We start from the raw sequence: 22,037 nt of genomic DNA, 5'->3' as shown, positions 1-22,037 counted from the left end.
TGGTTTCCTGAAGACATTGTCTCAGGCCGTCGCGCGGTCTAGTGTCGTCAGGAAACGATCAGGGAGAACCGCGTGTCACTCGACGACCTCGCCCGTGCGATCGCCGACCCGGCGATCGAGTTCCGTCCCGAGCTGCGCTGGTGGCTGGCCGAGGGCCTGCACACCGACGAGACGCTGATCCGCGAGATCGACACCGCGCACCGGCTCGGGTTCGGCGGGATGGAGTTCCTCGCCATGGACGAGGGCGCCATCGACCACTCCCGGTACGGGTGGGGCGCCGAGGAGTGGGTGCACGACTCGTACGTGGTCGTCGAGGAGACGACCAGGCGGAACATGGCGGTCAGCTTCACCTCCGGCACCAACTGGTCCAACGCGAACCTGCCGACGATCACCCCCGACCACCCGGCCGCCGCCCAGGAGCTCGACGTGGTGACCGAGGACGTCACCGGCTCCCGCGGCGGGGCGCTGCCGCGCGTCGACCTCGACGCCGAACCGCCCGCGACGACCCTCCCCGGCCATCGCGGAAAGGTCACCGAGCAGCGCCTGGTCGCCGTCGTGGCCGTGCGCGTGCTGGAGACCACCGAGACGGGCGCGATCCTCGACCCCGATTCCGCCGTCGACCTCACCGGCCGCGTCGAAGGGGAAAGCCTGGAGTGGAGCGCGCCCGGCGACTGGCGGCTGTTCGTCTTCTGGGCGCACGGCACCGGGCAGACCGCCGCGCCGTCGGCGTCGGTCAACTACACCGTCAACTACCTGGACCGGGACGGCGTCGAGGCGGTCATCGACTACTGGGACACGGTCGTGCTCACGCCGGAACTGCGCGAGCAGATCGGCCTCAACCCCCGGCCGCAGATGTACATGGACTCCCTGGAGCTGTCGACCTATGGGGCCGGCGGCATGTTCTGGGGGCACACCGTCGCCGCGGAGTTCCGCGCCCGCCGGGGCTACGACATCACGCCCTGGCTGCCGTTCCTCATCCGGAGCGCGCCCTTCATGGCCGTCAGCACCACCTACCCCTACGACGTCCGCGAGGAGCACCGCGTCACCGTCGAGAAGGTGCGCTTCGACTACGTGCGCACGCTCACCGACCTCTACATCGAGAACATGCTGCGCCCGTTCGCCGCGTTCCTGCACGAGCACGGGATCGGGCTGCGCGCCGAGATCAGCTACGGGCTGCCGTTCGAGCTGACCCGGCCGGGCCCTGAGGTCGACGGCATCGAGACCGAGTCGCTGGAGTTCGGCGCCCAGATCGACGCCTACCGGCTGATGGCGGGCCCGGCGCACCTGTTCGGCAGGCAATACTCCTCCGAGACCGGCGCCACCACCCGCAACCACATCCTCGACCACCGCTTCTACGACCAGATCATCGCCACCCAGCTCGCGGCCGGCATCACCAGGACCGTGCTGCACGGCTGGGCGAGCACCGCCGGCGCCGAGGGTGTCACCCGGTGGCCCGGGCACGAGGGCATGTGGCCGCTGTTCTCCGAGCGGTTCGACACCCGGCAGCCCGCCGCCGAGTTCTACCCGCTGTGGAACAGGGCGATCGGCCGGTACCAGTACGTCCTGCGGCAGGGCCGGCCGCGGATCGACGTGGGGATCCTGCGGACCGACCACTTCACCGACAACACCTCGGGCATGGCCATGTTCGACGGGGAAGGGCGGCGCGTCCCGGACGAGGACGCGTACGGGCGCATGTGGATGCGCGACCGGCAGAACCACTGGTGGCAGGACCTGGGCATGCAGGACGCCGGATGGACGTACGAGTTCTTCGACGGCTCGCTGCTCCTGCGCGACGAGGTGGAGTTCACCGGCGGGCTCGTCCAGCCCGGCGGCCCCGGCTACCAGGCGCTCGTCGTCTACCAGGAGACCCTCGACGCGGACGTGGCGGCCCACCTGCTGCGATGGGCGCGTGACGGCCTGAAACTGCTCATCGTCAACGGCGCCCGCGAGCTCAAATGGCTCATGGCCGGTCAGCACACCACCCATGCCCAGGCCGCCGCCCGTACCCCCGGGCTCGACGGCCGCGACGAGGAGCTGGCCGGGACGATGGCGCTGCTGAAGGCGCTGGACAACGTCGCGGAGGTGCACGATCCGGCCGGCACCGTCGAGGCGCTGCGCGGCCTCGGCGTCGCCGGGCGGGCCGAGTTCGACGGCCGCAGCGTGCTCGGCCACCTGCGCGAGGACGGCGACCTGCTGCACCTGTACCTCTACCACTTCCTGTACGAGACCGGCGAGCCGGTCACGATCGAGGTCGCCCTGCCGGGCGGCGGAGCCGTGCACCGCGTCGACGCCTGGACCGGCACCGTCCGCCCCCACCACGGGGTCCGCCACGACGCCGGCCGCACGATCATCACCGTGACGCTGACACCTGGCGAGACGGCGCTGCTCACCCTCGACCGCTCGGCCCGGCAACGGGCCTCCGACCCCGTCACACCCGAACTCCTCCAGGAACTCCCCGACTGGACGGTCGCGGTCGAGAGCTGGGACGCCGGCGACCTCGAAGTGATCACCGAGGACCGCGGCCTCGGCTACGTGACCCGCGAGGTACGGCCGACCACGGCGATCACCCGGCTCGATGGCGGCCGCGGCCCGCTGCGCCCGTGGACGGACCTGCCAGAGGTCGGCCCCGAGGTCAGCGGCGTCGGCGAGTACACCACGACGTTCACCCTCGACACGGCACCTGTCACGGGGGAGAGATACGTGCTCGACCTCGGCTCGACGGCGGGCGGCCTCGGCTCCGTCCAGGTCAACGGGGACGAGGCCCAGGGCTTCGACACCTCCCGCCCGCGCGTGGACGTCACCGCCGCCCTGCGAGCGGGGGACAACACGGTGACCGTCCGCGTCGCCAGTTCGCTGAACAACCGGCTGCTCGCCCGCGGCTACTACGACTCCATTCCCGACGTCCTGTCCCAGATCGCCGGCGGGGGCGAGCCGCAGCGGACCGCGGCCCACGACCACGGCCTGCTCGGGCCGGTACGACTACTGCGCGAGGCGACGTGACCCGGGCGCGGCGCGGCGAGGACGCCGACCTGTCACCCGTCATCAAGCCGGACCCGCTCGACCCGCGCGTGTCACTCTCCACGATCATCCACTGGGCGGACAGCCACGCGGTGCGGGTGGACCTCATGACCGCCGTCGAGTTCCCCGTTGACGATGTGCCGATGTTCCTCGTCGTCAACCAGCTCAGCTACCGGGGAGCGATGCGCCCCAGCGACCTGGCGCTGGCGCTGGGGACGGGACGGGCGAACCTCACCAAGATCGCTCACCGGCTGCACGACGCGGGCCTCATCGTGCGGGTGCCCGAGCCGTCCGACGAACGCGGCGTGCTCCTCGCGCTGACCCCTCAGGGACGGGAGATCGGGGAACGCATCATGGAACGCGTCCAGCGCGACCTCGAATCGGCCCTGGCGGACTGGAGCGAGGAGGACGTGACCACGCTCAAGGGCCTCCTGGCCCGCCTGGCCCGCGACGCGCCGGGCCGTCATCGCTGAGGCGTGCAGCAGGCCGAGCCCGTCTCCTTGGCCAGGCTGCCGGCGTCGGCCTTGACCACGTACACCTCCCACGGCTCGGCGCCAGGGCCGTGGACCCAGACCTTGTCCTGGAGGGCGTAGCAGCAGGAGGTGTCCTTCTCCTCGAACGTGGCCAGGCCCGCCTCGGCGAGCCGCCGGGCGGCGGCGTCGACCTGGGCGGTGTCCGCCACCTCGACGCCCAGGTGGTCCATCCGGGTCGGCTCGCCCGCCTCGCCTTCGATGAGCACCAGCTTGAGCGGGGGTTCGGCGATGGCGAAGTTGGCGTAGCCGGGGCGGCGCTTGGCCGGCTCGGCACCGAACAGCTTGGAGTAGAAGGCGATCGAGCTCTCCAGGTCGGCGACGCGAAGGGCGAGCTGGACGCGTGACATGTCGATCTCCTCTGTTTCGATGCATGTCTAAGTAGGTCCGAGTCTGCGCTCCTGGTCAGGTCAAATCAAGAGGCTCGTTGATCGCGAAGTTCTCGTCGAGCACGGTGACCAGCCGGCCGGCGGAGGCCGGGGCGATCTCGCCCGCCCATCGGCCGACGAGGCCGAGGAAGCCTTGAAGCTGTAGTCGCACCGTGTCCAGGAGGGCGGGCAGGTCGTCGAGCCGGATCTCCACCTCGTGCCCTTGCCTGAGCCGGACGGCTCCGCCCATGAACGCGAACTCGGTGCCGGGGTCGTGCCCGAGCCAGATGTCCTCTCCGTGCAGGACGTCGCGCCATTCCCGCCAGTCCTCCAGGCCGCAACAGCATCCCGGCAGGAGTTCGGCCCTGGTCGCCGTGTCCGTGACACGCAGCCCGCCCGGGGCGGTGAGTGCTTCGGCGTCGATCAGGTGCCGGTCCATCAGGTGGTGGAGATCGTCGAGCGGCGCGGTCGGGATGTCGCCGTGGTCGAAGATGATCGCCATCGCGGTGCCGACCTCGGCCGGGCTCATCTGGCCGGAGAGGGCGAGAAGGGGCCCGGCCGGTTCCGCGATCGGCCAGGCGGTGAAGCCGGTCGCTCCGTAGGTTTCGAGAACGGCGTCGATGTGGATCACGTACCCGATTATCGGGGTGCCCCGGCGAACTCGGGGGCCGGGAGCCCGCGTTCGGCGTACAGCAGGACCGCCGCGCCGGCCAGCACCAGCAGCGCCAGCACCGTCCACAACTGCCACGGGCCGGAATCGAGCAGGAACCCCAGCAGCAGCGGCGCGATGGTCCGGCAGAGCGACCAGGACGACTGGTAGACCGACAGGTACCGTCCCCGCAGGTGGCCGGGCGCGGCCTGGACCGACAGGCCCTGCGCCGGGCCCGAGTGGACCAGTTCGCCGCCGGTGTAGAGCACCGCGACCGCCAGCACCGCGACGAGCGCGTCGGCGCCGCTGACGAACTGCGGCAGGAGCGCGAAGGCCCCGAAGGAGAGCGCGAAGATGACCGCGCCGAGCGCGGCCCCTCGGGTACGCCTGCCCCGCATGGTCAGGCGGGCGACCGGCACGCCGAGCGCGGCGACCAGCGCGGTGTTGACCGCGAAGACGGCCCCGGCCAGGGCGTCGGGCAGGCCGACGTCGCGCGTCAGGAAGACCGGCAGGGCCATGGCCTGGGTGGTGTAGCCGAAGGCGATCAGGAAGTTGGCGGCGGTGATGAGCAGGTACGGCCGGTCGGCGAGCACCTGCCGGTACCCCTCCCGCGTCCGCTCCGGCACCCTGGCGGCGCCGCGGACGGCCGGGATCCGGGCCACCAGTGCCGCGGCGACGGCGAAGACCGCGGCCAGCACCGCCGCGGCGGCGATGAAACCGGTGGTGCCGTTCAGCGCCAGCAGGCCCGCCGCCGCCAGGCTGCCCAGGCCCATGCCCCCGTTGCGGAGGCTGCGATCCCAGGCCAGCAGCCGGTCACGCTCGGCGCCCTCGGCGATCTCGCCGATGAACGCGTGCTGGCTGGGCGCGGCGGCCCACATCCCGACCGCGACCACCAGGGCGACCGCCAGGAAGGCCGGATAGGAGTTCACGAACGGGTAGGCGGCGAAACCGGCCGCCCGTAACAGCAGCGCGCCGATGACCACGCGCCTGCCGCCGAACCGGTCGATGAGGACGCCGGCGACCGGCATGAACGCCAGCGCGCACAATCCGGCGACGCTCAGGCCCGCGCCGATCGAGGTCAGCGACAGGCCGGTGAGCGCGTGGATGAACAGCATGGTCAGCGGCACGTAGATGCCGTCACCGATCGAGCCGGCCAGGCCGGCCGACATGAGGCGGCGGCGGGTGCGCGCCCCAGGGCCTGTGGAGACCGAGCGCATTGCGGAGTCAGGGGAGGTCGAGCGCATGGCGTCCTCGCTTCAGTTCGGCGAACGTCTCCATGCCGGCCAGGGTCCGCAGGGCCTGGAACAGCCGTACCGCGTCGTCGCCTTCGGGGACGGCGGTGAGGACGGGGCCGAAGAAGGCCGCGCCGTCCACCACGACGATGGGGGTGCCGGACTCTTCGCCGACCGCGTCCTGCCCGGCCTGGTGGGCGGCGCGCAGGGCCGCGTCGAAGTCGCCGGTGTGGGCGGCGTCGGCCAGGTGCGCGGGCAGGCCCAGCTCGTCCAGGGCCTCGGCGATCACCGCGTCGTAGTCCTTGTTCCGTCCCAGGTGGATGCGGGTGCCGAGCGCGGTGTACAGATCGCGCAGGATCGCGGTGCCGTGCAGGGCCGCGGCGGCGGCGCACACCCGAGCCGGGCCCCAGGCGCGGTCGTTGAACTCGCGGTACCAGGGTTCGAGCTCGCGGTGCTCGTTGAGCACCGACAGGCTCATGATCCGGAAGTCGAGGTCGATCGGCCGCAGTCGTTCGACTTCGAGCAGCCACCGGGAGGTGACCCAGGCGAAGGGGCAGGCGGGGTCGAAGTGGCAGACGACCGGAACACGACTACCTTCCATGGAAGACATTATAGCTTCCATGGAAGGTATAATGGAAGGCATGCAGACCGATGCCATCGCCACCATCGTCGACCAGTGGAAACGCGAGCGGCCCGACCTGGACCCGGCCCCGATGCTGGTCATCGCGCGGCTCTTCCGGCTCACCGACACGCTCGACCAGCGGCTCCGCCCGCCCTTCGCCGCGGCGGGGCTGGGCAACGGCGACTTCGACGTGCTCGCGGCGCTGCGGCGAGCCGGGCGGCCGTACGCGTTGTCGGCGGGGGAGCTCAGCCGCACGGTGCTGGTCACCACCGGCGCGATCACCAAACGGGTCGACCGGCTCGAAGCCCGCGGCCTGGTCCGCAGGTCCGTCGACGAGGCCGATTCGCGCGGCCGTCTCATCACCCTCACCGCCGAGGGCGCCGACCTGACCGACGAGCTGATCGCCGTCCACCTGGACAACCAGCGGCGGCTGCTCGCCGGACTCGGTGAGGAGGAGCGGGCTCAGCTCGCCGGCCTGCTCGAACGGCTCGCCGCGACGGTGTCCGCCGACTGACTATCGGCGGCGGGAGGCGGCATCCAGTGCCGGCGTGCTGGTGCTCCACATGTTGTCGGCGACGTTCACCGTGTGCCCGGGCGGAACGATCTCGTCGATGCGATCGAGCAGGTCGTCCGGCAGGTCGACGCCGTCGGCCGTCAGGTACGACTCCAGGTGCTCCATCGTGCGCGGGCCGACGATCGTGGAGGTGACCGCCGGGTGGCGGGTGACGAACGCGATCGCCAACTGGACGAGGGTGAGACCGGCCTCGCCGGCGAGTGCCCCGAGGGCGTCGGCGGCGTCGAGCTTGGCCGCGTTCGCCGGCGACGTGGCGTCATACGCGCTGGCGAACCGTTGCCGCCGGGCCGCCGAACCCGGCCCGGCGATCTCCACGCCCTTCCGGTAGCGGCCCGTCAGCCAGCCGCCGGCCAGCGGGCTGTAGGCCAGGACGCCCATCCCGTACCGGCGGCAGGTCGGCAGCACGTCGTACTCGACGGCGCGGGTCAGCAGCGAATAGGGCGGCTGCTCGGTACGGAACCGCTCGCGCCCGCGCCGCTCGGCGGTCCACTGGGCCTCGACGATCTCCGAGGCGGCGACCGTCGAGGCGCCGATCATCCGGATCTTCCCGGCGCGGACCAGGTCGGACAGGACCCCCAGGGTCTCGTCCACGTCCACGGCCGCGTCGAGACGATGGATCTGGTAGAGGTCGATCCAGTCGGTGCCCAGCCGCCGCAGCGAGCCGTCGACCGCCTGGGTGATCCACCGCCGCGACGTCCCCCGGTGGTTGGGGTCCCCGCCGAACGGCAGGCCGCCCTTGGTGGCCAGGACGACGTTCTCACGCCGTCCGCCGGCGAGCGCCTTGCCGACGATCTGCTCCGACTCGCCGCCGGAGTAGAAGTCGGCGGTGTCGATGACGTTGACCCCGGCGTCCAGGGCGCGGTGAATGATCTTGATGGAGTCGTCGTGGTCGGGGTTGCCGAAGGCGCCGAACATCATCGCGCCCAGGCACAGCGGGCTGACCGAGACGCCGGTGCGTCCGAGAGGGCGATATTCCATGAAAAGAACTCCTTGACTACTTGGATTCGACCCGGCTGGCCGTCAGCGCGTCACAGGCCGCCCGCCAGGCCGGGTCTCCGGGATAGAGCTCGGTACGCAGATAGGCCCAGGTCAGCCGCTGGACCACGGCCACCCGCCCCGGGTTCTCGTCCGTGGTCTCGGCGACGTCGTATCCGGCGACCCCGCCAAGCCCGTGCTCCGCGCCGAACAGGGTGAGCAGGGACTTGGGGCCGGGGGCGAGGTGGTACGGATCGGCGTGCCAGTCCGCGCCCCGGACCGTCAGGTGAGCGGAGTCGTCCTTGTCGCCGGCGACCACGAGCGCGGGTGTCGTCATCGTGGAGAAGTCCGTGGTCAGGAGGAAGGGCAGGTTCTGGGCCACGGACTCGACGATGGCGTCGCCGCCTCTGCCGGGCGCGGCGAGCAGGACGCCCGCCTTGATCCGGGGCTCGGCCAGGTTCGCCTCCGTTCCGTCGTCGGGATCGGTGAGCCGGGCGCCCAGCAGCAGGCTCGCGGTGTGCCCGCCCATCGAGTGCCCGGCCACGGCGACCCTGCCGTGGTCGAGGCGGCCGGCGAGCTGCGGGACGGCGGCCTCGATCTCGTCGAGCCGGTCCAGGATGCGCGACATGTCCTCGGCCCGCGACCGCCAGAACAGCGGCGCCCCGGGGGTGCCGGGGTCCAGGCTCAGCGTCCGCGAGCTGAGATGGGTGGGCTGGATCACGACGAAGCCGTGCGCCGCCCAGAAGCCGGCGAGCGGGGCGTAGCCGTTCAGGGAGGACAGATGGTTCGAGTAGCCCTGGCCGTGTGACAGCAGGATGATCGGCAGGTCGTTCCCGGCTACGGGCGCGGAGACCCGTACGTGCAGGTCCACGGCCCGGTCGGGGGCCGGCAGCACCACCGGGGCGACCGAGAGAACGGGAGCGGGGTAGGTCGATTCAGGCATGGTTCCTCCGATGTCGGGGCAGGCTCGGCTAAGCTGAAGCGGAGCGTTGTTCCGATTAGAAAATACGGAGCGCTGTTCCGCTTTGTCAATCGAGAGGAGAGCGTGGTGGCCGCGACCAGCAACCCCGGGGAGGTGCCGGCCCGTGCCAAGCGGGCCGACGCGCTGCGCAACGAGCGGACGTTGCTCGCCGCCGCGGCCGCGGTGTTCGTCACCTCCGGCGTGGACGCGCCGATCCGGGAGATCGCGGCCAAGGCGGGCGTCGGGATGGGCACGATTTACCGACATTTCCCGACCCGGGCGGATCTGGTGGTCGCGGTCTACCGCCACCAGGTCGAGGCGTGCGCCGAGGCCGGCCCGGCCCTGCTGGCCGAAGCCGACTCCCCGTTCGCCGCCCTCCGCCAGTGGGTCGACCTCTTCGTCGACTTCCTGGTCACCAAGCACGGGCTCGCGAACGCGATGCAGTCGGACAACAGCGGCTTCGAGGCGCTGCACACGTACTTTCTCGACCGCCTGGTGCCCGTCTGCGCGCACCTGCTCGACGCCGCGGCCGACGCGGGCGAGATCAGGCCCGGTACGCAGGCGTTCGAGCTGATGCGCGGCATCGGCAACCTCTGCATCGGACACGACAGCGACCCGCGCTACGACCCCCGCCGGCTGATCGAACTGCTTCTTCAGGGGCTGAGGCTAGTGTGAGGCGTTATGGACCCCCTGGCTTATCGCCGGACCCTCACCACGATGGGCCGCCCGGCCGGACGATGACCGTCGCCGAGGTGGTGGGCCGCACGCTGGCGGGTCGCGATCATCCGAAGTACGCGTACGCGCTCACCGAGACGGTCACCTGCGACGTGTCCTCGTTCTTCAGCACGATCGTGCCGTCCGGCCGCAGCGCGGCCACGGTGGAGCCGATGCTCTCCTTTCCGCCGCCGTACGCCACGACCCGGACCCCGTTCCCGCTCCCCGCCGGGACGACCACGACGGCACCGTTCGCGGCGCCCTGTGCGGCGACGGTGATGCCGAGCGCCGACACGCCGGAGGAGGGAACACCCGCGGGCGTCACCGCGCGTGTGCCTCCCGGCGCGATCGTCACCTTCCCGGTCAGCGGCACCGGGCTGATCGCCCTGATGGCCGCGCCGCGCTGGGCGGAGGTGGAGTAGCCGGACACGTCCACGGACAGCTCCACCGGCTGCCCGCCCAGGTTGTGGAGGTTGACCTTTCCGCCCGTGCCGGGCTTCACCAGGGTGAAGAACTGGGCCGCGGTGTTGGCCGGATAGTCGATGTTGGCCTCGGCGGGGAAGACGTCGCCCGCGGCGTACGCCCGGATGGTCCCGGTTCCGGCGCTCGTCAGCGTGGCCGTGAGCGCGACCGCGTCCACGCCGGTCGAGGGCAGGCCGCCGGCGCCGGTGGTCGCCAGCTCGTAGTTGCCCCACGCCGGTACGACGATCTTGTTCGCGATCCGGGTCGGCGTGAGCGGCAGGTAGGTGGCGCCGATGGTGGCCGCCGCGTGGTCGAGGGTGTAGCCGTGGACGTCGAGGTAGACGTTCACCGGCTGGGCGCTCCGGTTGGCCACGTTGATCCTCCCGTCGGTGCCGACCTTCGCGATGATCAGGTTGGCGGCCGTCCGCGTGGAGTCGTACAGGACCGTCGCGCTCTGCGGCTCCGCCTCACCCGGCGGATGGACCGTCACCGAGCCCGAGTTGAACCAGGCGCCCTTGGCGCCGACGTTGAGCACCACGGCGGCGAGCCCCTGGCCGGGCAGGCCCGCTGTGCCGGAGACCTACCCCTGGAGACGGTGGCACGGAAGATCGGCTACGGCTCGGAGTACGCGTTCGCCGCCGCCTTCAAACGGCACTTCGGCACCGCCCCCGGCGCCTACCGCCGCCAGAACCCGGCGCCCCGCAAACGCCGGAGGCCCTGACCGCCTGCCCCCCCGCGAACGCCGGACGGCCCGACCTACGCGCCGGTGCGCCGCCGGGCCAGCTCCCGGCCTTCCGCCGGTAGCGCGTCGGCGGCCAGCAGGCGCGGTAGCAGATCCGGTTCGAGGGTCATCGCACGGAAGACGAGCGCGACCGTCACGTCATGGCCGGGCCGGTGCACGACCTCGACCGCGTCACCGGCGCGGATCTCACCGGGCTCGACCACCCGCAGATACGCCCCCGGCCGCGCCGCCCGCGTGAACCGCTTGATCCAGCCGTCCCGCTCCAGCCAGCCCTGAAACGTCGCACACGGAATCCGCGCGCACGACACCTCCAGGACCACCTCGGGCCCGATCCGCCAGCGCTCACCGATCAGCGCGCCGTTGACGTCCAGCCCCAGGGTCGTCAGGTTCTCCCCGAAGATCCCGTTCGTCAGCGACCGGCCGAACTCGGCCTCCCACCCGTCGAGATCCTCGCGCGCGTAGGCGTACACGGCCTGGTCGGAGCCACCATGATGCTTGACGTCATGGACCCGGTCACCGGCGAGCCCGACCGCCCCGGTGCCCTTGGGCCCGGGGGCGGTGACGGCGACCGGGCCGGTGACGGGCCGCTTGTCGATGCCCGTCAGGCCCAGGCCCTTCCACGGGTTGGGACGGGGCCGGCCGACGTTGACGGAGAGGACCTTCATGGCGGCGACGGTACGGCCCATCGCCCGCTCACGCGACTCGATTTCCGTCGAGCGCGGCCAGATCGTCCGAGGAGAGCACGAGGCCGGCCGCGTCCAGGTTCTCCTCCAGATGGGCGAGCGATCCCGTGCCCGGCGTGGGCAGGATGACCGGCGAACGGTGCAGCAGCCACGCCAGCGCCACCTGCCCCGGAGTGGCCCCATGGCGCCGGGCCACCTCCGGCAGCTCGGCCCGCGCCAGCGCGCCGTTGCCGAGCGGGAACCACGGCAGGAACGCCAGCCCGCGTTCCTCGCACAGCTCCAGCACCGGCGCCGACTCGCGATCCAGCAGGTTGAAGCGGTTCTGGACCGAGGCGATCGGCGTGATCTCCAGGGCGTGCTCCAGCTCCGCCACGGTCACCGTGTCGAGCCCGATGTGCCGGATCTTGCCCTCGGCCCGCAGGTCGGCCAGCGTGCCGAGCTGGTCGGCCGCCGGCACGCCGGGGTCGATGCGGTGGAGCTGGTAGAGGTCGATGGTCTCGGCCTTGAGCCGGCGCAGGCTCGCCTCGCACATGGCCCGCAGCCGCTCCGGCCGCCCGTCGGTGTGCCAGACGTTGGGCCCCGTACGAACGACGCCGCCCTTCGTCGCCACCACCAGATCGTCCGGGTACGGGTGCAGCGCCCGCGCCACCAGCTCCTCGGCGATGCCGGGCCCGTAGTTGTCGGCGGTGTCGATGAGCGTCACCCCGCGCTCCACGGCACGGCGCAGCACCGCCACGGCCGCGCCGGGCTCCAGGCGCGGCCCCCAGTAACCGGGGCCGGTGAGCATGCCGGTGCCGTACCCCAGCCGTCGTACGCGCAGCTCGCCCGCGATGTCGAAACTCTTCAAGGGGCCCGTCCTCCTCAGTAGCTGTGGTCGGCGGTGACGTCGGCGGAGGCCGACACCGCCCGCTCGGCCCGGCCGCCGCCCAGCCCGAGCAGGATCATGGACAGCGCGTCGACGATGGTGAGGTGGGCGAGGCGGCCGGCCACCGCCTCCATGCCGAGGACGAGGTCCTGCCCGCCACCGACGAGCGCCCACGTGCTCTCCTCCACCAGCGGCGAGCTGGTGTAGCTGGTGATCGCCACGACCCGCGCCCCGGCGGCGCGGGCGCGGCGGGCCGTCTCGACGGTGGAGCGGGTCGCCCCGCTGTGGCTGATCGCCAGGCACACGGACCGCTCGGGCAGCAGCTCGGCGGCCAGGTGCGCGGTGAGCGGGTCGGGCGGCAGATCCACCGGCAGGCCCAGGGCCCGCAGCCGGTAGGCGGCGTCGACGGCGACCGCCCCGGACAGGCCGGTGGCCGCCATCAGCACCCGCCCGGCCTCATTGATCGCTTCGGCGGCCGCGCCCAGGTCGGCGCGCGACAGCGTGGTCTCCAGGCCGCCGAGTGCCTCCCGCGCCGCCCGTACCGTCGCGGTCAGCGGGTCGAGCTCGTCGCGGGGCTCCGGCGGCGTCTCGCGGGCGGCGGCGATCTTCAGCTCCTGGTAGCCGCCGAACCCCAGCCTCCGGCACGACCGGACGACGGTGGACGCCGACGTGCCGGCCAGGCCCGCCACGTCGCTCACGCTCAGGTGCACGAGCCGGGCGCCCTGGTCGAGCACCACCTGCGCGACCCGCGCCTCGGCGTCGTGCAGTCCCAGGAGCTTCGCGCGCACGGTGGCGGCGAGGGAATTCTGTTCCACGGATGAAAGGTAGCAGAGAACGAAATTCCGTGAAACGACGTACGCATCCGGCCTGCGGGGCGCTCTGACATGAAAAAGGTTTCGCGAACAGGAGTGCATGGATGCCCCATCGCCACATTCATCTCGTCGGAAGCTATCCGGCCGCCGACGTCCGCCAGGCCATGACGGTCATGGCGGGCGTGGCGGGCCCGTACCTGAGGACATTGGCCGATGGTGAGGTCGGCGCCCGCCGCTACTGGATCCGCCACATCATCGAGGACCTGCGCGAGAACCCGGACGTCGAGCTGCGCGCGGACGGCGGCTGGTCCGGCTACGACGACCACCCGATCTTCAAGGTCAGGCGCGGGCACCGGCTCAGGCCCGGCGCCCTGCGCCTCGGCACCGCGCAGGCCGCAGGGGAGAGCTACGCGGTGTTCAAGCAGGTCCGCGCGGAGCACCGGCTGGACGGCGTGGCGTTCCAGGTCGGCGTGCCCAGCGACCTGGACCTCGCGCTGTTCTCCTTCGGGCCGGCCAGGGCGCTCGCGCTCCGCCGCGCCTTCAGGGAGGCCCTCGCCAGGGAGATGAGGGAGATCGCCGCATGGGGCGGCCGGGACGTGCTGTTCCAGATCGAGGTGCCGGCCGAGCTGGTCATGGTCGCCACCGTCCCCGGCCCGCTGCGGACCCCGGTCGCCCGATTACTGGTCGGCGGCTTGATCAAACTGGTGGTCGCCGTGCCGCCGGACAGCCGCTTCGGCGTCCACCTGTGCGTCGGCGACCTCAACAACCGGGCGTTGAAGCGACTGGGCACGCTCGCACCCGTGGTCTCCCTGGTCAAGGCGCTGCTCCGGGCCTGGCCGCACGACCGCGCGCTGGAGTTCGTACACGTCCCGCTGGCGGCGGGCGATCGGCCGCCACCCCTCAAGACGGCCTTCTACCAGGGTCTGGAACCCCTCGCCGACCTGCCGCCGGGCATCCGGTTCGTCGCGGGCCTGGCCCACGAGGCGCAGGGGCCGGACGACCAGCGCCGGGTCCTGCGGACCGTGGAGCGGGTCCTGTCCAGGACGGTGGACGTCGCCTCCGCCTGCGGGCTCGGCCGGCGGTCCGAGGGGGACGCCCGGCGCGCCCTGGACAGAGCGGTCGCCCTGGCCGAATCGTGAGCCGGGGGTGCGCCCCGCCGGGCGCACCCCCGGAGGGTCTCAGCCGCCGAAGGACCAGGCGAAGATGTGCGCCGTGGCCGCGCCCGCCGGCCTGGCCAGGGTCAGGCTCTTCACCTGCTTGGCCGGGTCGAGCCGGATCGGGGTGACGGCGAAGACGTACACGTTGATGTCCTGACGGCCGCCACCCCCGTCCAGCCGGTACGGCGTGCGCAGCACGATCTCGTTGCCGAAGCGCGGCGGGTAGGCGTCCCGGGCCAGCGCCCAGTCACTGAAGCCCACCTTCGTCTCCTGCGTCGACCCGTCGGTGTAGGTGATGGTCACACCGGTCTCGATGTCACCCGACGCGCCCGCGCCCAGCAGCGCGAGCGTGCCGGCACCGGCGGGCGCCGTGAGGTCCACGGTCTGGCCGGCGGCCTGGACGTTGTCCCATTCGCCCGGCTTCCGGTTGGGCCAGGTGAAGGTGTGGTCCTTCCAGGTCACGGTGCCGCCGGGCCGCGCGCCCGCCGCCAGGGCCTGGGCCGAGTAGCTCCAGCCGCCGTTGTCGAAGTCGGCCTGCCCGGGCTCGGTGTCGTCGCCGACGCCGGCATTGTTCTGGTGCCATTCGATGGTGCCGCGCCTGGCCACGTTCAGCCTGATGGCCGCGCTCACGCCCGCCACCTCGACGGGCACGGTGGTGAACCCGGTCGCGACGCCGGCTCCCACCTCGACGGTGACCTGGGCCTTGGCCTGGCCGTTGTCGGGCACGTCCACGGTGCCTCCCGCCGGGGTGACCGTGATGCCCGGGGGCGGCTCGGCCGTCCAGGTCAGCGCGCCGCCCTTGCCGACGGCCTGGACGGTGAGCGTGGTGGTGACCGTGCCTCCTGGTTCGACGGCGGTGGCGCCGGGGTCGAGGCTGACCAGGTACGGCTTCATGCCCGCCTGGAAGCTCGGCGGTATGTCCTTGGCGCCGAACTCGGTGCTGGGCTGGGCGCCGAGGGTGAAGTCGAGCCTTCCGCTGAACCCTTCGGGCAGCCAGGCCCTGGTCGAGGCCGTGCCGTTGACCTTCAGCGCCTGGACGTACCGGTTGGCCTCCGAGGCGCCCGCCGCGTTGATGGTGATCGTCTTGCCGTTGGAACGGGTGACGGTGATCTTCTCGAACGCCGGGCTGTTGACGATCAGCTCCGAGCGTCCCGGGATGGCCGGATACATCCCCATCGAGGCCTAGACGTACCAGGCGCCCATCGTGCCCAGGTCGTCGTTGCCGGTCAGGCATCGGCACGAACGAGCCGTCGCCGAAGCGCGGCTGGATCCAGCCGTTGGCCGGGTTGTAGGTGTTCTGCCACGGCTGGGCGCGCTTCATGAACGTGTCCCGCGTCGCCGTGTCCCTGAGGCGTCCGGCGAGCTGGGCGATGCCGAAGTCGGCGGTGGCGTACTCCAGGGTGGTCGACGGATCGACGGGGACGTAGCCGCTCTTCAGGTAGGCGGCGTTGCCGGGCCGCTCGGTGTAGCCGGTGCCCGGGTCGGGGCCGACGCGCCCGGCGCCCTTGACCATCGCGGTCAGCGCGCCGTTGGCGTCGAAGTCGCGGGCGCCGAAGGCGTACATGCTCGCGATGATCGAGTGGTACGGGTCGCCGTTCATCACGCCGGTGATCGTGTTCTGGTGCGACCAGCGGTCCCAGACGTCGCCGATGGAGTGCGCGTCGTCGTACATCGACTGCGCGATGTCGCTCGCCACGTCCGGCGCGAGCAGCGCGATGAGCTGCATCTGGCCGCGGTAGACGTCCCATCCCGAGAAGGTCGCGTAGTGGTGGTGACCACGTCTGACCTGGTGGGTGCGATAGTCGAAGCCGGTGTAGGTGCCGTCGGCGTCGTCGAAGACGTACGGCTGGAGCAGCGCGTGGTAGAGGCTGCTGTAGAACGTGCGCTTCTGCGTGTCGTCGCCGCCGGTGACCCTGATCTGGCCGAGCCGGTCGTTCCAGGTCTGCCTGGCGCTCCTGGCGATCTGGTCGAAGCCCTTGGAGCCGACCTCGGCGCGCAGGTTCCGCCTGGCGCCGTCGATGCTCACGTACGACAGGCCCACGCGCATCTGGACGGGGGTCTCCGGGTCGAACTGCAGGTAGACGCCGATGCCCGGCCCCTTGACGATCACGTCCTGGGGGGCGCCGCGTGCTTGTGAGACGCCGGCCAGACCCCGGGGTTTCGCCACCGGCGGGACCTTGGCGTCCGAGCGGCCCTGGACCTGGACGTCACCCGGCACGACCGAGTCGTCGCGCCTGGTGCCGTACGCGCGCACCGGCCGGTCGAAGGTCGCGTGGAAGTACACGTAGTAGTCGCTGGACGTGCCGCAGAAGCCGCCGGTCCTGGCCCACCCGCTTACGGTGTTCCCGCTGATCTTCGCTCCGGCGTCGTCCACGCCGTTGATGGATCCGGTGACAGCGTGAGCGGCTTACCGGCGGGCCCGGTGAAGCGGCCCACGCCCGCCCTGACGGTGGCGGTGGTCTCGGCCTTGACGCCGGTGTCGAGCGTGAGGCCGTACGAGCCGGGGGAGGCGCTCTCGTTCTCCTGGCTGAAGGTCTGGACGTAGTCCTCGAAGTGGGTGGCGGGGGAGCGCCCGATGGCGCCGGAGATCGGGACGACCGGGAAGTCCTGCGCGCCGCCGCAGCCCGGGCCCGAGATGTGGGTGAGCGACAGGCCGCGCAGGCGATCGTCCTCGTATTTGTAGCCGCCGCCCGACTGGCGGATCGTGTCGGGGCTCCACTGCATCATGCCGAAGGGCAGCGCCGCGCCGGGGAAGTTCATCCCGGCGTCATCCTGGAACCACTAAACGATTCCCCTCGGAGCCTGTCAAGACGACTGTCAGTACATCTAGAGCCGCACCTGTTCCGCCGTGCCGGCGGGCAGCCAGCGGAACAGGCCGCCGACCCGCTCCGGAGCCCGCCGCAGCTCACGCTCGATGCCGTCGCGGCCCTGCCGGAAGTGCTGCCAGCCCTCGTAGTGGACCGGCAGGACCGTGCGCGGCGCGATGGCCTCGCACAGCCGTACGGCCTGCCGCGCGGTCATGGTGTAACGCAGCGGCCCGGTGAGGGGGAAGCCGACGCCGCCCAGGTGCAGCAGCACCGTTCCCGGCCGGATCCCGGCGGCCGTCCGGCGCAGCGCCCGGTGGTAGACGGTGTCGCCGGTGATCCAGAGCGGGCCGTGCGCCTGGCCCGGCCAGGTGAGCGCGAAGCCGATGACCTCGCCCACGATCGGCCGGCTCAGCGGCGGGCCGTGCCGGCAGGGCGTGGCGAGGACGTCGATCGGCGGCCGCCCGGGGGCTTCGAGGCGGGTCGCCTGCCCGGCGCGCAGGCCACGGGCCGGGACGGGCAGCGACGGGGCGCCGGAGCGGGTCGTGACGACCGTGCCTGCCGCCGGCAGCAGGGCGCGGCCCGCGTCGTCGAGGTTGTCGCCGTGGTGCACGTGCGTGAGCAGCACCGCGTCGATCGCGCCCAGGCCGGCGGCGGCCACGGCGGGGCCGGTCAGCTTGCGCGAGGAGGTTCCCCAGCCGAAGGCGTAGGTACGGCCTGGCGGGTCGAAGGTCGGGTCGGTGAGCAGCCGCCAGCCCTCGAACTCGATGAGGACCGTGGGACCGCCGATGTGGGTGAACCGGACCTCCGTCATGACATGTCCCTTTCTGGCCGGCTTCCGGGGCGGGCACCCCGGAAGCCGGTTTCAAAGGTCAGGAGTGGTCGAGCGCCCAGGCGAGCGCGTGGTCGGCGATCTCCTCCCAGCCGTCCTGGGCGGGCATCAGGTGGGAGCGGCCGGGGTACTCGATCACTTCGGTGACGGTCTTCGGCGACTTGTAGTGCGCGGCGTTGGAGCGCTGGATCTTCGGCGGCATGAGATTGTCGTTCTCACCGGCGATGAACAGCAGCGGCTTACGGTCGTCGTTGTGGTAGTTCACCCAGTTGTCGTCCTTGCCCGGGTGGATGTTGGCCAGCGCGCTGCCCCAGAAGATGTGGCCGGAGGCCGGGATGTGGTAGCGCTCGTAGGTGGCGCGCGCCTGGTCCTCGGGGAAGGTGTTGGTGAAGGCGTAACGCCAGTGCTCGTAGTCGAGCCCGACCGCCTTGTGCCGGTTGGCGGGGTTCCGCAGCACCGGGAAGGTGGCCCTGATCTGCGACAGCGGGATGATCTTGACGCCCTCGGTGGGGGCCGAGTTGATCGCCACCCCGGCGGCGCCGTACCCGTGGTCGAGCAGGATCTGCGTGAACACGCCACCGGCGGAGTGGCCGATGAGGATCGGCGGGGTGTCCAGCCCGCTGATCAGGGTCTCCAGCGACTCGATGATCTGTGGGACGGTGACCCGCTCGATGGGGGAGGGGTCGGCGTTGAGCGCCTCCACCTCGACCTCGAAGCCGGGGTAGGCGGGCGCGAGGACCTTGTAGCCCTGGGCCTGGTAGCGGGCGACCCAGTGCTCCCAGCTCCGGGGCGTCACCCAGAAGCCGTGGATCAGGACGATCGTGTCGGGTTTCATGCGGAGCTCCTTGGCGTTGTGGTCCTCAGGCGTTCAGGAAGGCGAGAAGGTCGTCGTTGAACTCGCGCTCGAACGCGCCGGCCAGGCCGTGCGGAGCACCCTCGTAGATCTTCAGGGTGGCGTCCTTGACCAGCTTGGCGCTCTCCAGCGCGGAGGCGGCGATGGGCACGATCTGATCGTCGTCACCGTGCGCGACCAGCGTCGGAACGTCGATGCTCCGCAGGTCCCCGGTGAAGTCGGTCTCGGAGAAGGCCCGGATGCAGTCGATCGCGCCTTTGAGGCCGACCTGCATGCTCCACAGCCAGAACGCGTCGATGACGCCCTGCGACACCTGCGCCCCCGGCCGGTTGTAGCCGTAGAAGGGCACGGCCAGCTCCTTGTAGAACTGGGAGCGGTCGGTCTCGACGCCGGTTCGGATGGCGTCGAACGCCTCGATCGGCAGCCCGCCGGGGTTGGCCCCGGTCTTGAGCATCAGCGGCGGCACGGCGCCCAGCAGCACGACCTTGGACACCCGCCCGGTGCCGTGCCTGCCGACGTAGCGGGTCACCTCGCCGCCGCCGGTGGAGTGGCCGACCAGGACGGCCTCGCGTAAGCCGAGGGTGTCCATGAGGGCGGCCAGGTCGTCGGCGTAGGTGTCCATGTCGTTGCCGTTCCAGGGCTGGCCGGAGCGGCCGTGGCCGCGCCGGTCGTGCGCGATGGCCCGGAACCCGTGGGAGGCGGCCAGCCGCGCTTGGCCGTCCCAGGCGTCGGCGTTCAGCGGCCAGCCGTGACTGAACACGACCGGCCGTCCCGCCCCCCAGTCCTTGTAGAAGATCTGCGTGCCGTCGGTGGCGCTCACGTAAGGCATTTCCAGACCTTTCAGATCGGTGTCGATGGGCTCGACGGTAGGTCCGCCGCGCTCGGCGGGCATCTGTCAGATGACTGCACCGGTACGCATCGCGGGCTCGCTCACGGGTTCGGTCAGGTGCCGGTGGTGGGTCTCCGGGGCGAACAGGACGGCGGTGAAGGTGATGGCCGCGCAGACCACCAGCAACAGGGCGACCGGCCAGGACGCGCCCCCGGCAGCCGCCACCAGGGCGGCCGCCACGAGCGGGGCGGGACCGCTGCTCAGCGCGGCCGTCCACTCCCGGGCGATCGCGATGCCGCTGTAACGGTGGCGGGTGTCGAACAACTCGGTGAGCAGCGAGGCCAGCACGGCGAACATCCCCGCGACGCAGACGCCGTACCCGAACGTGACCGCCAGGATCACCAGCTCGGGCCGGCCGGTGTCGACCAGCCAGAACATCGGGAAGGCGAACACGCCGAGCACGAACGCGGTGCCCAGGAAGACGGGCCGGCGGCCGAGACGGTCGGCCAGCATCCCGAACAGCGGCGTGACCACGATCGCCACCGCGGACGAGCACACGTTGCCGACCAGTCCCACCGTGGCCGGCAGACCGAGCGTCTTGGTCATGTACGACAGCAGGAAGACGTTGATGATGTACGCGATCGCCCCGAAAGGCGCGTTGGCCACGAACGCGATCAGCAGGCTCCGCGGCTGCCTCCTGACGACCTCCAGCGCCGGGAACCGGCTCAGGCCGCGCGCCCGCTCGCGTTCGAACAGCTCCGACTCCGGCACCCGGAACCTGAGGAACAGCCCCACGCCCACCCCTGCCAGGCTGAGCAGGAACGGCAGCCGCCAGCCCCAGGTCTCGAACGACGGCAGCGCCGAGACGGCGGTGAAGACCAGCGTGGCGGTCAGGATGCCGATCTGCACGCCCGCGCCGGGAAGCGAGGCCCACAGCCCCCGCCGCCGGGGGTCACTGGTCTCGGCCACCAGCACCAGGGCGCCCGCGTACTCGGCTCCCGCCCCGAAGCCCTGCGCCAGCCGGAGCAGCGCCAGCAGGATCGGCGCCGCCACGCCCACCTGGTCGTAGGTGGGCAGCAGCCCGATGCCGGCCGTGGACAGCCCCATCAGCAGCAACGTCACGACCAGCATGGGTTTGCGCCCGACGCGGTCGCCGAAGTGGCCGAACACGACACCGCCGAGGGGACGGGACAGAAACCCGACCGCGAACGCGGCGAAGGAGCCGAGGGTGCCCGCGAGCGGCTGGTCGGCCGGGAAGAACCGTTCGTTCAGGACGATCGCCGCGGCCAGGCCGAAGAGGGCGTGATCGTAGAACTCGACCGCGGTGCCGATGACGGCGGCCTTGGTCACGGGTCTGCTGGTCATGACCGTCTCCCGTCGGTAGGGGCGAGCACCCGTGCCAGGAAGCGGCCGGCCTGCTCGATCGCCGCCTGGGCGGCGTGGGTGCCGCGCAGCGCGTTGAGCGTGAGGAATCCGTGGATGACGCCCTGGTAGCGCACCGCGGTCACAGGCACGCCCGCCCGGCGGAGCTGGGCGGCGTACGCCTCGCCCTCGTCCCGCAGCACGTCGGCCTCGGCGGTGATGACCAGCGCGGGCGGCAGGCCGGCCAGGTCGCGCGGCGTGGCCCGCGACGGCGAGGCGGTGATCTCGGCCCGCCGCGCCTCGTCCGCCGTGTACTGGTCCCAGCACCAGCGCATGCCGTCCGCGCGCAGGAAGTAGCCTTCGGCGAACTCCCGGTAGGAGCCGGTGTCGGACGCCGCGTTGGTGGCGGGGCAGAGCAGCGCCTGCCCCGCCAGGCGCCCCCGGGCCGCCAGGGCCAGCGCGGCGGCCAGGTTGCCGCCCGCCACCGCGACCTTCGAGGCGTCCAGGCCGAGCGCGCCGCCGTGCGCGCGCACCCAGTCCAGCGCCGCCACGCCCTCGCCGAGCGCGACGGGGTAGCGGGCCTCGGGGGAGAGGCTGTAGTCGACGAACACCGTCGCCGCCCCCGACTCATGCGCCAGCTCGCGGGCCAGCCGCTCGTGGGCGTGCTCGCCGCCGAACACCCAGTCGTCGTGCAGGTAGAGCACCACGGGCAGCGGGCCCGCGCCGTTGCCTGGGCGGAAGACGGTGAGCCTCGTCCCGGCGACGGGCTGCCGGACGACGCCCGGCACGCGCAGCTCCGGCCGTTGCACCTCGGCCAGCGCCCGGCGGCCCGCTTCGAGGGGCATGGCGTGCAGGTAGGGCGGGCCGGCGGTCGCGTCGGCGAACGCCTGGGCGGCCGGTTCCAGTACGGGTTTGATCATGGGCCGCTCCAGGGGCGAGGTGCCGCCGATGTTAGGAAAAATCAAGGCACCAGACATTCGTCACATGACGTAC

The 22,037-nt window shown here is 71.8% G+C and carries 24 protein-coding genes and 2 pseudogenes; 7 read left to right on the top strand and 19 right to left on the bottom strand.

Annotated features, from left to right (window positions below):
- The first annotated feature begins 72 nt into the window (after positions 1–72).
- Together C4V41_RS45215 and C4V41_RS45210 are read left to right on the top strand one after the other, a co-directional pair.
- Positions 73–3,000: a glycosyl hydrolase gene (locus C4V41_RS45215; protein WP_103962226.1), complete on the top strand. Its 2,928-nt coding sequence runs from the start codon at positions 73–75 to the stop codon at positions 2,998–3,000.
- Positions 2,997–3,491, top strand: a complete 495-nt coding sequence (locus C4V41_RS45210; RefSeq protein ID WP_103962225.1) for a MarR family winged helix-turn-helix transcriptional regulator — start codon at positions 2,997–2,999, stop codon at positions 3,489–3,491. The genes C4V41_RS45215 and C4V41_RS45210 overlap by 4 nt, the downstream gene beginning before the upstream one ends.
- Here C4V41_RS45210 and C4V41_RS45205 read toward each other — a convergent pair.
- The 4 genes from C4V41_RS45205 to C4V41_RS45190 are packed head-to-tail and all read right to left on the bottom strand — an operon-like array spanning position 3,482 to position 6,398.
- The gene (locus C4V41_RS45205; RefSeq protein WP_103962224.1) at positions 3,482–3,898 is read right to left on the bottom strand and encodes an ArsI/CadI family heavy metal resistance metalloenzyme; all 417 of its coding nucleotides are present in this window, start codon (positions 3,896–3,898) and stop codon (positions 3,482–3,484) included. The genes C4V41_RS45210 and C4V41_RS45205 overlap by 10 nt on opposite strands.
- A 55-nt stretch (positions 3,899–3,953) precedes the next feature.
- Positions 3,954–4,547 carry a hypothetical protein gene (locus C4V41_RS45200; protein ID WP_103962223.1) on the bottom strand — a complete coding sequence of 198 codons (594 nt, stop codon included), beginning with the start codon at positions 4,545–4,547 and terminating at the stop codon, positions 3,954–3,956.
- Positions 4,548–4,555: 8 nt separating this feature from the next.
- Positions 4,556–5,809 carry an MFS transporter gene (locus C4V41_RS45195; RefSeq protein WP_103962222.1) on the bottom strand — a complete coding sequence of 418 codons (1,254 nt, stop codon included), beginning with the start codon at positions 5,807–5,809 and terminating at the stop codon, positions 4,556–4,558.
- Entirely contained in the window at positions 5,790–6,398 is a 609-nt protein-coding gene (locus tag C4V41_RS45190; protein WP_235030782.1) for a mycothiol-dependent nitroreductase Rv2466c family protein, read from the bottom strand. The genes C4V41_RS45195 and C4V41_RS45190 overlap by 20 nt, the downstream gene beginning before the upstream one ends.
- 40 nt (positions 6,399–6,438) lie before the next feature.
- Between C4V41_RS45190 and C4V41_RS45185 the strand changes: the two genes are divergently transcribed.
- Entirely contained in the window at positions 6,439–6,933 is a 495-nt protein-coding gene (locus tag C4V41_RS45185) for a MarR family winged helix-turn-helix transcriptional regulator (protein ID WP_103962391.1), read from the top strand.
- On the opposite strand, the gene C4V41_RS45180 is transcribed toward C4V41_RS45185, so the two are convergent.
- Positions 6,934–7,971, bottom strand: coding sequence for an aldo/keto reductase (locus C4V41_RS45180; RefSeq protein ID WP_103962220.1), 1,038 nt, complete (start codon positions 7,969–7,971; stop codon positions 6,934–6,936).
- Between the two features lie 16 nt (positions 7,972–7,987).
- The gene (locus C4V41_RS45175) at positions 7,988–8,911 is read right to left on the bottom strand and encodes an alpha/beta hydrolase family protein (RefSeq protein WP_103962219.1); all 924 of its coding nucleotides are present in this window, start codon (positions 8,909–8,911) and stop codon (positions 7,988–7,990) included.
- Between the two features lie 105 nt (positions 8,912–9,016).
- On the opposite strand from C4V41_RS45175, the gene C4V41_RS45170 reads away from it, so the two are divergent.
- Entirely contained in the window at positions 9,017–9,604 is a 588-nt protein-coding gene (locus C4V41_RS45170; RefSeq protein WP_103962218.1) for a TetR/AcrR family transcriptional regulator, read from the top strand.
- Between the two features lie 106 nt (positions 9,605–9,710).
- Here C4V41_RS45170 and C4V41_RS45165 read toward each other — a convergent pair whose 3' ends face one another.
- Positions 9,711–10,643 (bottom strand): hypothetical protein, encoded by a 933-nt coding sequence (locus C4V41_RS45165; RefSeq protein ID WP_200824671.1) that lies wholly within the window; start codon positions 10,641–10,643, stop codon positions 9,711–9,713.
- 57 nt (positions 10,644–10,700) lie between these two features.
- Here C4V41_RS45165 and C4V41_RS65580 point away from each other — a divergent pair, with 57 nt between their 5' ends.
- The gene (locus C4V41_RS65580) at positions 10,701–10,826 is read left to right on the top strand and encodes a hypothetical protein (RefSeq protein ID WP_268808818.1); all 126 of its coding nucleotides are present in this window, start codon (positions 10,701–10,703) and stop codon (positions 10,824–10,826) included.
- A gap of 35 nt (positions 10,827–10,861) precedes the next feature.
- On the opposite strand, the gene C4V41_RS45155 is transcribed toward C4V41_RS65580, so the two are convergent.
- Genes C4V41_RS45155 through C4V41_RS45145 form a run of 3 tightly spaced genes read right to left on the bottom strand, consistent with a single transcriptional unit; the run spans position 10,862 to position 13,210 of the window.
- Positions 10,862–11,512 carry an MOSC domain-containing protein gene (locus C4V41_RS45155; protein WP_103962390.1) on the bottom strand — a complete coding sequence of 217 codons (651 nt, stop codon included), beginning with the start codon at positions 11,510–11,512 and terminating at the stop codon, positions 10,862–10,864.
- A 28-nt stretch (positions 11,513–11,540) separates the two neighbouring features.
- Positions 11,541–12,377 carry an aldo/keto reductase gene (locus C4V41_RS45150; RefSeq protein WP_268808817.1) on the bottom strand — a complete coding sequence of 279 codons (837 nt, stop codon included), beginning with the start codon at positions 12,375–12,377 and terminating at the stop codon, positions 11,541–11,543.
- Between the two features lie 14 nt (positions 12,378–12,391).
- Positions 12,392–13,210 (bottom strand): MurR/RpiR family transcriptional regulator, encoded by an 819-nt coding sequence (locus C4V41_RS45145; protein ID WP_200824670.1) that lies wholly within the window; start codon positions 13,208–13,210, stop codon positions 12,392–12,394.
- A 101-nt stretch (positions 13,211–13,311) separates the two neighbouring features.
- On the opposite strand from C4V41_RS45145, the gene C4V41_RS45140 reads away from it, so the two are divergent.
- Positions 13,312–14,346: a uroporphyrinogen decarboxylase/cobalamine-independent methonine synthase family protein gene (locus C4V41_RS45140; protein ID WP_103962215.1), complete on the top strand. Its 1,035-nt coding sequence runs from the start codon at positions 13,312–13,314 to the stop codon at positions 14,344–14,346.
- Positions 14,347–14,385: 39 nt separating this feature from the next.
- Here the strand turns inward: C4V41_RS45140 and C4V41_RS64730 are convergent, their stop codons facing one another.
- Together C4V41_RS64730 and C4V41_RS64725 are read right to left on the bottom strand one after the other, a co-directional pair.
- Entirely contained in the window at positions 14,386–15,534 is a 1,149-nt protein-coding gene (locus tag C4V41_RS64730; protein ID WP_235030781.1) for a glycoside hydrolase domain-containing protein, read from the bottom strand.
- Between the two features lie 109 nt (positions 15,535–15,643).
- Positions 15,644–16,327 (bottom strand): annotated as a pseudogene (locus C4V41_RS64725) (glycoside hydrolase domain-containing protein); the annotation flags it as partial.
- Between C4V41_RS64725 and C4V41_RS64720 the strand changes: the two are divergent.
- Positions 16,272–16,445 carry a hypothetical protein gene (locus tag C4V41_RS64720; protein WP_235030780.1) on the top strand — a complete coding sequence of 58 codons (174 nt, stop codon included), beginning with the start codon at positions 16,272–16,274 and terminating at the stop codon, positions 16,443–16,445. The pseudogene C4V41_RS64725 and the gene C4V41_RS64720 overlap by 56 nt on opposite strands.
- A gap of 8 nt (positions 16,446–16,453) precedes the next feature.
- Here the strand turns inward: C4V41_RS64720 and C4V41_RS65575 are convergent.
- The 7 genes and pseudogenes from C4V41_RS65575 to C4V41_RS45110 all read right to left on the bottom strand — a co-directional run.
- Positions 16,454–16,738: pseudogene (locus C4V41_RS65575) on the bottom strand (hypothetical protein); the annotation flags it as partial.
- Positions 16,699–17,124 (bottom strand): hypothetical protein, encoded by a 426-nt coding sequence (locus tag C4V41_RS63450; RefSeq protein ID WP_200824667.1) that lies wholly within the window; start codon positions 17,122–17,124, stop codon positions 16,699–16,701. The pseudogene C4V41_RS65575 and the gene C4V41_RS63450, both read right to left, overlap by 40 nt.
- Positions 17,125–17,190: 66 nt before the next feature.
- Complete coding sequence (locus tag C4V41_RS45130) at positions 17,191–17,982, bottom strand: MBL fold metallo-hydrolase (RefSeq protein ID WP_103962214.1); 792 nt, start codon at positions 17,980–17,982, stop codon at positions 17,191–17,193.
- A 58-nt stretch (positions 17,983–18,040) separates the two neighbouring features.
- Positions 18,041–18,835: an alpha/beta hydrolase gene (locus C4V41_RS45125; RefSeq protein WP_103962213.1), complete on the bottom strand. Its 795-nt coding sequence runs from the start codon at positions 18,833–18,835 to the stop codon at positions 18,041–18,043.
- A 25-nt stretch (positions 18,836–18,860) separates the two neighbouring features.
- Complete coding sequence (locus C4V41_RS45120) at positions 18,861–19,682, bottom strand: alpha/beta fold hydrolase (RefSeq protein ID WP_103962388.1); 822 nt, start codon at positions 19,680–19,682, stop codon at positions 18,861–18,863.
- 66 nt (positions 19,683–19,748) lie between these two features.
- Positions 19,749–21,047, bottom strand: a complete 1,299-nt coding sequence (locus C4V41_RS45115) for an MFS transporter (RefSeq protein WP_103962212.1) — start codon at positions 21,045–21,047, stop codon at positions 19,749–19,751.
- Positions 21,044–21,964, bottom strand: coding sequence for an alpha/beta hydrolase (locus C4V41_RS45110; RefSeq protein ID WP_103962211.1), 921 nt, complete (start codon positions 21,962–21,964; stop codon positions 21,044–21,046). The genes C4V41_RS45115 and C4V41_RS45110 overlap by 4 nt, the downstream gene beginning before the upstream one ends.
- Positions 21,965–22,037 lie beyond the last annotated feature (73 nt).

It is taken from the genome of Nonomuraea solani (assembly GCF_900108335.1).
GTDB classification, from domain to species: Bacteria; Actinomycetota; Actinomycetes; order Streptosporangiales; family Streptosporangiaceae; genus Nonomuraea; species Nonomuraea solani.
Note: the sequence above shows the minus strand (reverse complement) of the source record. Positions and strands in the feature narration are given on the sequence as shown.